The sequence below is a fragment of the Qipengyuania sp. YIM B01966 genome, from assembly GCF_016461955.1.
Taxonomy (GTDB): Bacteria; Pseudomonadota; Alphaproteobacteria; order Sphingomonadales; family Sphingomonadaceae; genus QFOP01.
Map to the genome: position 1 here is coordinate 20,973 of NZ_JADMNM010000006.1, position 12,729 is coordinate 33,701.

The 12,729-nt window shown below is 67.6% G+C and carries 13 protein-coding genes and 1 pseudogene; 1 reads left to right on the plus strand and 13 read right to left on the minus strand.

Going from position 1 to position 12,729, the window contains the following annotated elements; genetic code table 11:
* Positions 1–7: 7 nt before the first annotated feature.
* The 13 genes and pseudogenes from ILT46_RS08335 to ILT46_RS08395 all read right to left on the minus strand — a co-directional run bounded on the left by ILT46_RS08335 (position 8) and on the right by ILT46_RS08395 (position 11,576).
* Positions 8–1,357, minus strand: a complete 1,350-nt coding sequence (locus ILT46_RS08335; protein WP_199504182.1) for a M48 family metalloprotease — start codon at positions 1,355–1,357, stop codon at positions 8–10.
* 6 nt (positions 1,358–1,363) lie between these two features.
* Positions 1,364–2,329: an alpha/beta hydrolase gene (locus tag ILT46_RS08340; RefSeq protein ID WP_199504183.1), complete on the minus strand. Its 966-nt coding sequence runs from the start codon at positions 2,327–2,329 to the stop codon at positions 1,364–1,366.
* Complete coding sequence (locus tag ILT46_RS08345; RefSeq protein ID WP_199504184.1) at positions 2,295–3,416, minus strand: phosphatase domain-containing protein; 1,122 nt, start codon at positions 3,414–3,416, stop codon at positions 2,295–2,297. The genes ILT46_RS08340 and ILT46_RS08345 overlap by 35 nt, the downstream gene beginning before the upstream one ends.
* Positions 3,416–3,769, minus strand: coding sequence for a HesB/IscA family protein (locus ILT46_RS08350; RefSeq protein ID WP_199504185.1), 354 nt, complete (start codon positions 3,767–3,769; stop codon positions 3,416–3,418). Before ILT46_RS08350 ends, ILT46_RS08345 begins: the two co-directional genes overlap by 1 nt.
* On the minus strand, positions 3,769–4,269 hold the full coding sequence (locus ILT46_RS08355) for an SUF system Fe-S cluster assembly protein (protein ID WP_199504186.1): 501 nt from the start codon (positions 4,267–4,269) through the stop codon (positions 3,769–3,771). The genes ILT46_RS08350 and ILT46_RS08355 overlap by 1 nt, the downstream gene beginning before the upstream one ends.
* 5 nt (positions 4,270–4,274) lie before the next feature.
* Positions 4,275–5,456 carry an aminotransferase class V-fold PLP-dependent enzyme gene (locus tag ILT46_RS08360; RefSeq protein ID WP_199504187.1) on the minus strand — a complete coding sequence of 394 codons (1,182 nt, stop codon included), beginning with the start codon at positions 5,454–5,456 and terminating at the stop codon, positions 4,275–4,277.
* Positions 5,453–6,196, minus strand: a complete 744-nt coding sequence (locus ILT46_RS08365; RefSeq protein ID WP_199504188.1) for a SufD family Fe-S cluster assembly protein — start codon at positions 6,194–6,196, stop codon at positions 5,453–5,455. Before ILT46_RS08365 ends, ILT46_RS08360 begins: the two co-directional genes overlap by 4 nt.
* A pseudogene (gene sufC / locus ILT46_RS08370) lies at positions 6,196–6,960 on the minus strand (Fe-S cluster assembly ATPase SufC); the annotation flags it as partial. The gene ILT46_RS08365 and the pseudogene sufC, both read right to left, overlap by 1 nt.
* Before the next feature lie 65 nt (positions 6,961–7,025).
* Positions 7,026–7,556 carry an endonuclease domain-containing protein gene (locus tag ILT46_RS08375; protein WP_199504190.1) on the minus strand — a complete coding sequence of 177 codons (531 nt, stop codon included), beginning with the start codon at positions 7,554–7,556 and terminating at the stop codon, positions 7,026–7,028.
* A complete protein-coding gene (locus ILT46_RS08380) occupies positions 7,549–7,749 on the minus strand; it encodes a hypothetical protein (RefSeq protein ID WP_199504191.1) in 201 nt (66 codons plus the stop codon). The genes ILT46_RS08375 and ILT46_RS08380 overlap by 8 nt, the downstream gene beginning before the upstream one ends.
* Complete coding sequence (gene sufB / locus ILT46_RS08385; protein WP_199504192.1) at positions 7,749–9,230, minus strand: Fe-S cluster assembly protein SufB; 1,482 nt, start codon at positions 9,228–9,230, stop codon at positions 7,749–7,751. The genes ILT46_RS08380 and sufB overlap by 1 nt, the downstream gene beginning before the upstream one ends.
* The gene (locus ILT46_RS08390) at positions 9,227–9,646 is read right to left on the minus strand and encodes an RrF2 family transcriptional regulator (RefSeq protein WP_199504193.1); all 420 of its coding nucleotides are present in this window, start codon (positions 9,644–9,646) and stop codon (positions 9,227–9,229) included. Before ILT46_RS08390 ends, sufB begins: the two co-directional genes overlap by 4 nt.
* An 85-nt stretch (positions 9,647–9,731) precedes the next feature.
* Entirely contained in the window at positions 9,732–11,576 is a 1,845-nt protein-coding gene (locus tag ILT46_RS08395) for a DUF885 domain-containing protein (protein WP_199504194.1), read from the minus strand.
* Between the two features lie 104 nt (positions 11,577–11,680).
* On the opposite strand from ILT46_RS08395, the gene ILT46_RS08400 reads away from it, so the two are divergent.
* Complete coding sequence (locus tag ILT46_RS08400) at positions 11,681–12,721, plus strand: quinone-dependent dihydroorotate dehydrogenase (RefSeq protein ID WP_199504195.1); 1,041 nt, start codon at positions 11,681–11,683, stop codon at positions 12,719–12,721.
* Positions 12,722–12,729: the final 8 nt, after the last annotated feature.

The window sequence follows — 12,729 nt, forward strand, 5'->3', positions numbered from 1 at the left end:
GTCACGGCTATCGCCGCTGGCCCTCGCGTTCAAGCTCGGCGCGCGCCTGCATCTCGATATCCTGTGCGCGCAGCCAGTCGGGCGTGCCTTCGGGCAGCGCGCTGCGGGCGGCCATCGCGCTCCTCAGCGCCTCGCCCCAGCTGCGGTTCATCGCCTGCTGCTCGGCGCTGGCGAGCCGGGCGCGGGGAATGTCGCCGCGCGCCTCGTGGACCACGCCGAGCTGATACCAGGCGAACGGATTACGCCGGTCGCGCGCCACCGCGGCGCGCAGCACCTGCTCGGCCTCGGCAAAGTTGGCGCGGTCTTCGGTGGCGATCAGCGCGTGTCCGAACAGACTGGCGATGAGCGGCTGATGCGCGGTCAGCGCGCTCGCCTGCCGCAAGGCCGGCAGCGCTTCGGTGGGGCGGCCGGATTCGAGCAGCACCTGCCCTTCGAGTTCGAGGAAATAGGGATCGGCGGGCGCGCTCGCCAGCAAATCGGTCGTTTCCGCCAGCGCGCGATCGATCTGAGCATCCTTGTGCCAGGCATAGGCGCGGGCGTAGCGCGCAGGCACGCTCTGATCGCTTTCAGGATAGCGTTGCAGCGTGCGCTGCGGGGTCGAGAGATAGCCGTAGAGCTTCGCCTTGACCCGTTGGAACCGCGTTTCGAGCGCGGCATCATCGGGCGCTTCCCAGGCGGAATCGCGCGTGTAATCTTCGCGCAGGCGGGCGATCCGGTCACCCGATAGCGGATGCGTGCGGACAAAGGCCTGCTCGTCATCCTGCGAGATCCCGTAGCGGAATTCCTGATTCTGCAGCTTGCCGAAAAATGCCAGCGACCCGCGCCCGGAAATGCCCGCTTCGGAAAGGTATTTGACCCCGGCCGCGTCCGCCGAACTTTCCTGCACCCGAGAGAAGGCGAGGAACTTGCCCATCGCCGCGCGCTGGCCGGCCATGATCGCGCCCATCGCCGCATCGCCCGCGCCCGCCAGCGCCGCGCCTACCCCGAGCAAGAGCGACAACAGTGAAATCCTGGTCGCCGATTCCATCGCCTCGCCGCCGCGAATGATGTGCCCGCCAGCGATATGGCCCAGCTCGTGCGCGATAACGCCCTGCACCTCGTTGGCGGTGTCGGCCGCGTCGATCAGCCCGCTATGGATGTAGATCGCCTGCCCACCCGCGACGAAAGCGTTTATCGACGGGTCGTTGACCAGCACGATATCGACCTGGCTCAGCCCTGCTGCACGGACCAGCGGCGTGGCCATGTCCTGCAGCAGTGCCTCAGTTTCGGCATCGCGCAGGATAGACTGGGCGGCGACCGGCTGCGCGCCCAGCGCAAACAGAGCGAGGAAGGCGAGCAGGCGGCTGAAGAAACGCATCGCGCTTTATTGGCCGGTGCGGCGCTGAACGGGCGGTGAAGCGCCCGGCAGTTGTGCGAGGAAGCGTTCGATTGCCGCCAGAACGCTGCCATCGCGGCGAAACGGGCGGCTCAACTGCATGATGATCCCGGCATGGCCCATCCCTGCAAATTCCTGGCGGGTGACGGGCGCACCCAGCCGGGTCAGCGCCGCTTCGAGCACGCGGCTGTTGCGCGGCCGCACCACGGTGTCGGCATCGCCTGTCAGCAGCAGGAGCGGCGGACTATCGGCGCGCAGATGGTTGATTGGCTGCGACACCTCCGGGTCAGGTAGATGGCCAAAGGCATTGCGGCCCGAATCGCTGGTGAAGGGGTAGAAGTCGTAAGGGCCGGCAAGGCCGATGGCGCCTGCCACGACGCTTTCGGGCACGCCCGCCGCTGCCAGCCAGCGCGGCTCGAGCGCCAGCATCACCGCGTTGTAGGCGCCCGCCGAATGGCCGATCAGCACCACCCGGTCGGCCGGAAGCCGGTGCGCGGCGGCCAGCCGCCGGATTGCACCGAGCGCGGCGGCGCTGTCTTCCAGCATCGCGGGATAGCGCCCGTCGGGCACCAGCCGGTATCCGGCCAGCGCAACGGGGTAGCCCAATTCGCCAAAGGTGCGGGCGATGAAGCGGTAATCCTCGGGCGCACCCGAATGCCAGCCGCCCCCGTGATAGAACACGATCAGCGGCTTGCCAGCATCACCCCCGCCCACCGGCTGCCATAGTTCGACCCGCTGCGCGGCATGATCGCCATAGGCCGCGCCCGCCACCAGCTCGACCGCGCGGCTGCGCGAAAAGCGCGCATCGATCCATTCGAGAGTCGCCGCCGAGCCGGTGGTGGCCGCCCAGTACCAGATGCCCGCAGCCGCTGCCGCCAGCAGGCCGATGATCGCCATCAGCACCATCGGCCAGCGCGGCCTAGCCCGCCGCGCGGGCGGTCGTGTCGTCGCCATCTGTATCCCCCAGCCGCTCCACCGTCCGCACGATCTGCGCCGTTGCCCCGTTGCTGGCAAGCCCGGCCTCGGCAAGGAACGCCTGGCCCGTCTGCCAGTCATCGCCCAGCCATAGCGGGACGCCGGCGACGCGGATGGTGTCCTTGGCCGCCAGCTCTTCGGCGCTCATCGCCGCGCCAACCTTGCGGATAAACACCGCCGCCACCCGGCCAGGGCAGGCGCGCACCACCTCGGCATAGGCGGTGAGATCACCCTGACTGTCATCGCCGATCAGCGCGAAGCTCAGATCGGGATAGAACGCCAGCAGGTCGTTGATCGCGCCGATCTTGTGCGCCCCGTGGGTGCCGCTTCCAAAGGTGGCGCGGTTGAGCCCCCAATCGCGCAGCAGCAGCGGGCCAAGCGGCAGCTTTCGTTCGCTCAGGAACGCCACCAGATAGGCATAGAGGTTCCACGGCGAGGACGAGACGTAAAAGAACGGCCGGTGGTCCGCCGGCACCGTGCTGCCGACCGAAACCGGGGCCGGACCGCCGCTCAGCGCGCTGTAGAACCCGTCCGCCCCCGGCACCATCAACCGCTCGCCCGGCATCTCGGTAAAGACGCGGTCCCAATTCTCGCGCACCGAGGCGAGCCCGCCGGTGATGCCGGTTTCGATGACGGTGTCGTCAATGTCCGATACCACGGCCAGCCGCTCGCCCAGCCCTGGCGCCAGCACCGGCGCGTCGAGCATTTGCGGCCCGGCGCGGTTGGTCCAGGACAGGTGGACGTTTTCCCACGCGGTCCGTTGGGGCAAGGGGAGCGGCGGATCGAGCACGATGTCGAAGCGGACAAATCCTTCGCGATCGGTCACGCTCTGATGCCGGTGAACAGTGCCATCCGCCCCGGCCACCTCGAGCGTCACTGCCAGCTCCATCACCTCGCGCGTGGCAAACTGGCCGAGCATCGTGCGGATCGCCCGCCACTTGCCCCCGCCGGCTTTGAAATCACCCGTGCGCGGCCGCAGCGCCCGCGCGGTCAGCACCAGCCGGCCCGCGCTGCGATAGCCGAAATACGGGTAGAGGCTGGCCGGCGGGCCGAAGGCCAGCTTCATCAGACCATGAAGCTTTCGCCGCAGCCACAGGCGCCCTTGGCATTGGGATTGGCGAAGACGAAGCCGGCGGAAAAATCATCCTCCACCCAGTCCATCGTGCTGCCGACGAGATAAAGCACGCTGGCACCGTCGATGTAAAAGGTGCCGCCGGGGGTGACGATCTTTTCGTCGAACGGCGCTTCCTCGGTCACGTAATCGACCGAATAGGCGAGGCCGGAACAACCGCGCCGCGGGGTGGACAGCTTGACCCCCACCGCATCTTCGGGCGCACTGACCATCAGCGCGGCGATGCGCTGTTCCGCGCGCGGGGTGAGGGTGACTGCGGCGGGCCGCTCGCGCAGGGTGGTGGTCATCACAGCATCCCCAGTTCGAGCCGAGCCTCGTCGCTCATCTTGGCCGGATCCCACGGCGGATCCCACACCAGATTGACCACTGCATCGCGTATGCCCGGCACCGACGCGGCGCGCAGCTCGACCTCGCCCGGCATCGATTCGGCCACCGGGCAATGCGGCGTCGTCAGCGTCATGGTGATCACCGCATCTCCGTCAGTGCTGACCTCGACGCCGTAAATCAGGCCGAGATCGTAGATGTTGACCGGGATTTCCGGATCGTAAATCTCCTTCAGCGCGGCGACCACGGCTTCGTACAATGCGCCGCCCGGCTCGCCCGGGTGGGCAGCCTCGGGCCGCTGCGCGAGGAACCCGTCGAGATAATCACGCTTGCGCGCCAGCATCTGCTGGGGCGTCTGCTGCGGCGCGTCACCGGGGGTATCGACCGCATCCTCCACCCGCGCGCGCGGGGGCTGGGTGACCGCATCGACCTGTTCGACCTTGATTGCCCTGTTGTCGTCCATCGTCCTTACCCGAAAATCCTTCGCGTCCGCTCAAGCCCGCGCAGCAGCGCGGCAATGTCGCTTTCGTCCGAATAGAGCCCGAAGCTCGCCCGCGCGGTCGCTGGCACGCCCAGCCAGTCCATCAGCGGCTGTGCGCAATGATGGCCGGCGCGGATCGCCACGCGCTCTTCGTCCAAGATAGTGCCGAGATCGTGCGGATGCACCCCGTCGAGCATGAACGATACGATCCCGCCGCTGCCCTCCGGCCCGAACAGCGTCACATCATTGCGCTGGCGCAGCGCGGCGCGCAGCTGCCTGCCGAGCGCCGCCTCGTGCTCCGCGATTTCGGCGCGGCCGACGCTGTCGACATAGTCGCAGGCCGCAGCAAAGGCGATCGCCTCGACGATGGCCGGGGTGCCGGCTTCGAAGCGCTGCGGCGGCGCGGCATAGGTGCTGCCGGAAAACGCCACCCGCTCGATCATCGCCCCGCCGCCCTGCCACGGGGGCATGGCCTCAAGCAATGCGGCCCGCCCCCACAAGGCGCCAATGCCGGTGGGGCCATAAATCTTGTGCGCGCTGAACGCATAGAAATCGCAGTCGAGCGCGGTAACACCGACCGGGATGCGCGGCGCCGCCTGGCAGCCGTCGAGCAGCAGGCAGGCGCCAGACTTGCGTGCGAGGGCCGCCGCGCGCTTCACGTCGAGCACCGAGCCCAGCACGTTCGACATATGCGCCAGCGCGATCATGTCGAACTCGGTGGTCAGCAGCGCCTCGGCCGCATCGAGGTCGATCCGGCCATCGGCGGTCAGCGGGCAGACGGTGATCTCCCAGCCGGCGAGCTGCCAGGGGACGATGTTCGAGTGATGCTCCAGCTGGCTCAGCAGCACGCGGCGCCGCTTGCCCGGCACACCGGGAAACTGGCGCGCGACCAGATTGATCGCCTCGGTCGCGCCGCGGGTGAAGACCAGCTCGTCCTCGTGCCCGCCGATGAACGCCGCCACCCGCCGCCGGGCCGCCTCGAAGGCCAGCGTCATGTCGGCGCTGCGGGCATAGACCCCGCGGTGAACCGTGGCGTAACTCGCGCCCAGGGCGCGCGCCGCCGCCTCGATCACTGCCAGCGGCTTCTGCGCGGTGGCGGCCGTGTCGAGATAATGCCACGGCGCACCATCGGGCAGGGTTAGGCCCGGGAAATCCGCCCGCCGGCTCATCGTGGTGCGCCCGGTAACGCCGCCAGCGCGGCCCCCGTCAGCGTCTCGCGAGCGGCATCGTCAGGGAGGTCGCCAAAGGCATCGCCGATAAACGCCTCGACCAGCAGGCGGCGCGCGGCGTCAGGGCCGATCCCGCGCGCGGCGAGATAGAACGCCGCCGCATCGTCCAGCTGGCCGACCGTGGCGCCATGGGCGCATTTGACGTCGTCGGCATAGATTTCGAGCTGCGGCACGGCATGGGCGGCTGCCCCGCGTTCGAGCAGCAACCCCTTGAAGCTTTGTGCCGCATCGGTCTTCTGCGCCCCGCGCGCGACCGCCACGGTACCGAGGAAATTGCCCGCGCCCTGCCCCCAATGGACCGCGCGGACCACCTGCTCGCTGGTGCCGCCGGGCGCTGCATGGGTCACGCGGGTAACGATCTCGCGCACACTGTCGCCGCCGCCCAGCATCACCGCGCCAAGCGTGAAGCGCGCGCCTTCGCCCAGCGTCACCTCCAGCTCGACCCGGCCCAGCGCGCCCGCCGCATTGACCGCGAACAGTGCATAATGCCCGCCCGCGGCCACCTCGACCCGGCGGCGCAGGATCGGCGCGGCATCGCTGACGATCAGACTGTCGCTGACTGTTTCGCCAGCGCCGACCGCCAGCGCCTGCCAGTCGGGCACGCCGCTCTGCGCCAGCGCCTCGACCGCCGAATAACGCCATGCCTCGTCATGACGGGTGGGGAGGGGTGCGGTGGCCATTACGCCGCGATGCTTTCATAGCCGCCGCGCTCCAGCTCGAGCGCAAGTTCCGGCCCGCCGGTGCGGACGATGCGCCCGTCGGCCAGCACGTGGACGAAATCGGGGCGGACATAGTCGAGCAGGCGCTGGTAATGGGTGATCAGCAGCACCGCCTTGTCGGGTCGGCGCATGATCGCGTTGATCCCTTCGCCGACAACGCGCAGCGCGTCGATATCAAGCCCACTATCGGTTTCGTCGAGGATCGCCAGCGCCGGGTCGAGAATGCCCATCTGGACCATCTCGGCACGCTTCTTCTCGCCGCCGGAAAAGCCGACATTGACCGGGCGCTTGAGCATTTCCATGTCGAACTGGAGCAACGCCGCCTGCTCGCGCGCCAGCTTTAGGAACTCGCCGCCCGACAAAGGTGCATCCCCACGCGCCGCGCGCTGGGCATTGAGCGCTTCGCGCAGGAACTGGACGTTGGAAACGCCGGGGATTTCGACCGGGTACTGGAAGCCGAGGAACAGCCCGGCAGCTGCACGCTCATGCGGTTCGAGCGCGAGGAGGTCTATCTCGTCACCCCGGGCTTCATCCGGGGTCCCGCTTTCTGTGCCAAGCTGGGCCCCGGCTCCGGGGCCGGGGTGACGAAAGGGCGATTTGAACCTCACCGTCCCCCCCGTCACTTCGTAACCCGGGCGGCCGCCCAGCACATAGCCGAGCGTCGATTTGCCCGCGCCATTGGGGCCCATGATGGCGTGGACCTCGCCCGCATTGATGGTCAGCGACAACCCCTTGAGGATCGGCGTGTCGGCAACGTTGGCGTGAAGGTCGGTGATCTGGAGCATCGGGGTCATTTCGGTCTGTCGTCGCGCCGCTTGGGGCGCGAATAATGCTGGTTGGGATTGGCCGCGGCGTGCGCGCGGGCGGCGTCCTTCTTGTCGGCGATTCGCATCCGCATCCCGGCGGTGATCCGCGCCAGCACCGCGTCGATATTGTCGAGAATGTCGGACGCCTTGATCCGCATCACCCGGATGCCGACAGCCTCGAGGCTCTTGTCGCGGCGCTTGGCCAGCGTGTCGTTCTGGCCTTCCTCGTCGATGGCGATGGCCATGCCGAGATTGTGGCAGTTGAAATCGACAATCGCGCTGCCGACCACGGCATAACGCTTGAAGGTATACCGCCCGAGATCAGCCTTGGCGAAGCGCGCGGCCAGCGCCTTGTGCGCCGGCGAGGCCTCGCGCCGCATCTGCCGCGCCTGATCGTGCAGCACGTCGAGCCGGCTCGAAGATATCTCCCACCCGCGCCCCTTCTTCTTGAGCGCGGGGGCTGGGTCTGCGGCCTCGGAGGGATCGCGGAGTTGGAGGGTCTTGCGGTCAGTCATAGGCTTTCGCTCTTTGAATGAGAGACAGCGCGAGCAAGCCTGCGATGATCACCCACGGCAAATAGACCACGGCAACCGTGAACGTGTTAATCGGCGGCAGATACGGAAAGCCGAGCATAAAAAAGCCGATCGAGAGAACGGCTCCCGAAATGGCGAGCCAGACGCCGAGCAGCATTCCGATCGACAGGCGCATCACCCCACACTCCCCTCGAGGCTGATCGCCAGCAGCTTCTGCGCCTCGACCGCGAATTCCATCGGCAGCTCTTTCAGCACCTCTTTCGCAAAGCCGTTGACGATCAGCGCCACCGCCTCTTCCTGGCCCAGCCCGCGCTGCATGGCGTAGAACAGCTGGTCATCGGAAATCTTGCTGGTGGTGGCCTCGTGCTCGACCTGCGCGGTGGGGTTTTTCACCTCGATATAGGGCACGGTGTGCGCGCCGCATTGGTCGCCCAGCAGGAGGCTGTCGCACTGGGTGAAATTGCGCGCGCCTTCGGCATTGGCGCCCATCCGCACCAGCCCGCGATAGGTATTGTCGCTGCGCCCCGCGCTGATGCCCTTGGAGATGATCGTGCTGCGCGTGTTGGCTGCATTGTGGATCATCTTGGTGCCGGTATCGGCCTGCTGGTAATTGTTGGTCACCGCGACCGAGTAGAATTCGCCCACGCTGCCCTCGCCATTCAGCACGCAGCTGGGATATTTCCACGTCACCGCGCTGCCGGTTTCGACCTGCGTCCAGCTCACCTTGCTGCGCGCGCCCTGGCACAGCGCCCGCTTGGTGACGAAATTGTAGATTCCGCCCTTCCCTTGTGCATCGCCCGGATACCAGTTCTGGACGGTCGAATATTTGATTTCCGCATCGTCCAGCGCGACCAGTTCGACCACCGCGGCGTGGAGCTGGTTTTCATCGCGCATCGGCGCGGTGCAGCCTTCCAGATAGCTGACATGGCTGCCCTTCTCGGCAACGATCAGCGTGCGTTCGAACTGCCCGGTATTCTCGGCATTGATGCGGAAATAGGTGCTCAGCTCCATCGGGCAGCGCACCCCTTCGGGAACATAGACAAAGGTGCCGTCGGAAAAGACCGCGCTGTTGAGGCAGGCGAAGAAATTGTCGCGCACCGGCACCACCTTGCCCAGCCAGCGGCGGACAAGGTCGGGATATTCGCGGATCGCCTCGGAGATGGAGCGGAAGATGACCCCGGCGGCCTCCAGCTCCTTGCGGAAGGTGGTGGCGACCGAGACGCTGTCGAACACTGCATCGACCGCGACCTTGCGCGCGCCTTCCACCCCGGCGAGCACCGCCTGTTCGGCCAACGGGATGCCGAGCTTGTCATAGACCGCCTTGATCTCGGGATCGAGCTCATCGAGGCTGGCGAGCTTGGGCTTGGCGCGCGGGGCGGCGTAGTAATAGGCGTCCTGATAATCGATCGGCGGATAGCCGACGCGGGCCCAGTCGGGCTCGGGCATGGTCAGCCAGTGGCGAAACGCCTTCAGCCGCCAGTCGAGCATCCATTCGGGCTCGTCCTTCTTGGCCGAGATGAACCGCACCGTGCTTTCATCAAGCCCCTTAGGCGCGAAATCGGTGGCGATGTCGGCCGACCAGCCGTGCTCGTAATCGGCCGCACGGGCAGCGGCTTCGCGCGCGGCGCGGTCCTGCACATCCACATCGTCGGTCATGCCGGCACCCCCGACGCAAGCTGGCCCGCCGCAAGCTGGCTGAGCGGGATGCCCGCCAGCGCGCCGCGCAGCGCCTGATCGACCAGCGGCCAGTGTGGCCGCATCTGGCAGTCATGATCGACCCCGCAGGCACCGTGCGCGCAGGCGGCCATCGCGATCGGCCCTTCGACCGCCTCGACAATATCGGCCAGCGTGATCGAGGCCGGCGGGCGCGCCAGTTGCAGCCCGCCGCCCGCGCCGCGCACCGACCGCAGCAGCCCGGCGGCCGACAGCTTGCTGACCAGCTTCTGCACCGTCGGCACCGGCAGGCCGGTTTCGGCCGCCAGATCGGCCGCAGACACACGCGCGGTCCCGCAATGGCGGGCGGCAGCGCTCATCGTGACGACGGCGTAATCGGCGAAATTGGACAGGCGCATGAAACTTTCACGTGGCAAATCGGAACGATGCGCTCCGATTAGCCTCACCTATGGACGCTGCCGGCCAGTTTCAACCTGAAACGCTTTATTGCGAATCGTTTGCAGACCTGCGCATGATCGGTTCGCCGCGCACGCGCTCGGCTGCGATCCAGGCATCGACATTCTCCTCCAATATCGACAGCGGCACGGGACCGCTCCGCAGCACGACATCGTGGAAGGCGCGGATATCGAAGCGCGAGCCCAGCGCGGCTTTCGCCCGGGCGCGCAGCTCCATGATCTTGAGCTTGCCGATCATGTAGGCGGTCGCCTGCCCCGGATAGACGACGTAGCGTTCGATCGCCTTCTGGATATCGCCCGGCGGGTTGGGGGTATTGTCGGTCAGATACTGGATCGCCTGTTCGCGGCTCCAGCGTTTGTGGTGAATGCCGGTATCGACCACCAGCCGCGCGGCGCGCCACAATTCCATCCCCAGCCGTCCGAAATCGGAATAAGGATCAGTGTAGAACCCCATATCCTTGCCCAGTTCCTCGGCATAGAGGCCCCAGCCCTCGCTATAGGCGGTGACCCCGCCAAACCGGCGGAACGGCGGCACATCGCCCAGCCCGGTCTGGATCGACAGCTGCAAATGATGGCCGGGCACCCCTTCGTGATAGGCCAGCGCCTCCAGCTCGTTGCGGCTCATGTCGGCGAGATTGTGGAGGTTGACGTAATAGGTGCCCGGCCGCGAGCCATCGGGTGCGGGGCGCGAATAGAACGCCTTGCCGGCGCTTTTCTCGCGGAACGCCTCGACCGGCTTTACCACCAGCGGATCGCGCGGCAGGGTGGCGAAGAATTCGGGCAGCCGCGCCTCCATCGCGCTCATCCGCTGTTCGACCTCGGCCAGATAGGCCTCGCGCGTGGTGTGATAGAAGCGCGGATCGGTCCGCGTATGGTCGAAGAACTGCGCCAGCGTGCCGGTAAAGCCGACCTGCTGCATGATCGCGCGCATCTCGCCATGAATGCGCGCGACCTCGCGCAGGCCAAGCTCGTGGATCTGGTCGGCGGTGAGGTCGGTGGTGGTGTAATTGGCCAGCAGCGTCTGGTAATAGGCCGGGCCGTCGGGGAAGCGCCAGACCCCATCCTCGGTCGGCGCGACCGCCTGTTGGCGGCGCATCTCCTCGAGCAGGCGCTGATAGGCCGGACGGGCCGCGCTGTCCCACGCCGTGCGAGCTTCAGCCACCAGCGCCGCCTTCGCGCTCTCCTCTAGCGGCAGCGCGGCGACCTTGCCGGCAAAATCGGTCAGCACCGGGTTCTGTTCGGCCGGGCCGAGCAGGTTCTCGATATCCGAGATGACATAAGGATAGACCCAGCGCGGCGGCATCACCCCGTTGCTGGCCCGCTGCCGCGATTCGAGCGTCAGCGCGTCGAGCAGCGGGCCGAGCCCGGCAATCCGGCTGATATACGCCCGCGCCTGCGCCTCGTCGGCGATCGAGTGGATGTTGATCAGGAACGCCGGCAGATCACTCTGCGCGCCGTTCATCTGGTCGAACAGATAACCATTGCCGCGATAGGGAAAGGCGGCGGCGCTGCGCCGGGCCAGTGCATCGAACAGCCGCCAGCTCAGCCGGTCCTCGGCCGACAGGGTGGCGGGATCGTACTGTTCGCGGATCATGGCGGCGGTCTGCTGGAGATGCTCCTGCTGGCGGATTTCGGCCGCATCGGACGGGTCGTTCCATGCGCCGTAATCCGCATCGCGAATCCCGCGATAGGCCTTGCCCTCGGGCGAGGTGGCCAGCTGCGCGCGGTCGAAATCCTCGAAGGTGGCCGCCAGCTCGGCCGAACGCGGCGCTGCTGCCACGGGCGCAGGGGTGGTCTCGACCGCAGCCGGGACTGTGGCACAGGCCCCGAGCGAGAGGGCGAGGAGAGAAACAGAGATCGGGAAAACGCGCATGACCAGCCCTTTGCAGATACGGCCCGCAGCTTGGCGCAAAGCGGGCCGCAAGGCCAGCCATGGCGTGTCGACAAGGCCGCAAGCGCGCGATAGGCGCGCCAGCGATGCTCTATCGCCTGCTGCGCCCCGCCCTGTTCCAGCTCGACCCGGAGCGGGCGCACGCGCTGTCGCTGGCGGCGCTGAAACTGCTGCCCGCCGGCGCCCCGCCTGCGCCCGGGCCGGTCGCGATCACTGTCGCCGGGCTCGCCTTCCCCAATCCGCTGGGCATGGCGGCCGGCTATGACAAGGATGGCGAGGTGCCCGATGCGCTGCTCGGCCTCGGCTTCGGCTTTGCCGAGATCGGCTCGCTGACCCCACTGCCGCAGGCGGGCAATCCTCGCCCCCGCCTGTTCCGGCTGGCTGAGGACCGCGCGGTGATCAACCGGATGGGGTTCAACAATGGCGGGGCCGAGGCGGCGCTGGCGCGGATCGCGGCGCGTGCGGGCCGGGGCGGGATCGTCGGCATCAATATCGGCGCCAACAAGGACAGCGCCGACCGGATTACCGATTACGCCGCGATGACGCGGCTGATGGCGCCCTATGCGTCCTATCTGGCAGTCAATATCTCCAGCCCCAACACGCCCGGCCTGCGCGCGCTGCAGGACGAAGGCGCGCTGGCCGAACTGCTCGGCGCGGTGAATGAAGCCCGCGCCGAAATCTGCGGCGCTGGCGGGCCGCCGGTGTTCCTCAAGGTGGCGCCCGATCTGCTGCCGGCCGATATCGACGCGATTGCGCGGCTGGCGGCCGAGCACCGGCTGGGCGCGCTGATCGTTTCGAACACCACCATCACCCGCCCGCCGCTGCGCTCTGCCCATGGCGGCGAGGCGGGCGGGCTGTCGGGCGCGCCGCTGGGGGCGCTCGCACTTCAGCGGCTGCGCGATTTTCGGCAGGCGACCGGCGGGGCGATTTCGCTTGTCGGGGTGGGGGGGATTGCCAGTGCCGATGACGCGTGGGCGCGCATCCGCGCGGGTGCCAGCCTGGTGCAGCTCTATTCGGCAATGGCGTTTGAAGGGCCGGGTATCGCCCGGCGGATCGTGCGCGGGCTGGAACGGCTGATGCGCCGCGATGGCTTTTCCTCGATTGAAGCGGCGGTCGGCAGCGCGTAGCACCGCGC

Excerpts from the sequence above, each read along its gene's own strand:
- ILT46_RS08335 (WP_199504182.1), bottom strand. The coding sequence starts at position 1,357 with ATGCGTTTCTTCAGCCGCCTGCTCGCCTTCCTCGCTCTGTTTGCGCTG.
- ILT46_RS08340 (WP_199504183.1), bottom strand. The coding sequence starts at position 2,329 with ATGGCGACGACACGACCGCCCGCGCGGCGGGCTAGGCCGCGCTGGCCG.
- ILT46_RS08345 (WP_199504184.1), bottom strand. The coding sequence starts at position 3,416 with ATGAAGCTGGCCTTCGGCCCGCCGGCCAGCCTCTACCCGTATTTCGGC.
- ILT46_RS08350 (WP_199504185.1), bottom strand. The coding sequence starts at position 3,769 with ATGACCACCACCCTGCGCGAGCGGCCCGCCGCAGTCACCCTCACCCCG.
- ILT46_RS08355 (WP_199504186.1), bottom strand. The coding sequence starts at position 4,269 with ATGGACGACAACAGGGCAATCAAGGTCGAACAGGTCGATGCGGTCACC.
- ILT46_RS08360 (WP_199504187.1), bottom strand. The coding sequence starts at position 5,456 with ATGAGCCGGCGGGCGGATTTCCCGGGCCTAACCCTGCCCGATGGTGCG.
- ILT46_RS08365 (WP_199504188.1), bottom strand. The coding sequence starts at position 6,196 with ATGGCCACCGCACCCCTCCCCACCCGTCATGACGAGGCATGGCGTTAT.
- ILT46_RS08375 (WP_199504190.1), bottom strand. The coding sequence starts at position 7,556 with ATGACTGACCGCAAGACCCTCCAACTCCGCGATCCCTCCGAGGCCGCA.
- ILT46_RS08380 (WP_199504191.1), bottom strand. The coding sequence starts at position 7,749 with ATGCGCCTGTCGATCGGAATGCTGCTCGGCGTCTGGCTCGCCATTTCG.
- sufB (WP_199504192.1), bottom strand. The coding sequence starts at position 9,230 with ATGACCGACGATGTGGATGTGCAGGACCGCGCCGCGCGCGAAGCCGCT.
- ILT46_RS08390 (WP_199504193.1), bottom strand. The coding sequence starts at position 9,646 with ATGCGCCTGTCCAATTTCGCCGATTACGCCGTCGTCACGATGAGCGCT.
- ILT46_RS08395 (WP_199504194.1), bottom strand. The coding sequence starts at position 11,576 with ATGCGCGTTTTCCCGATCTCTGTTTCTCTCCTCGCCCTCTCGCTCGGG.
- ILT46_RS08400 (WP_199504195.1), top strand. The coding sequence starts at position 11,681 with ATGCTCTATCGCCTGCTGCGCCCCGCCCTGTTCCAGCTCGACCCGGAG.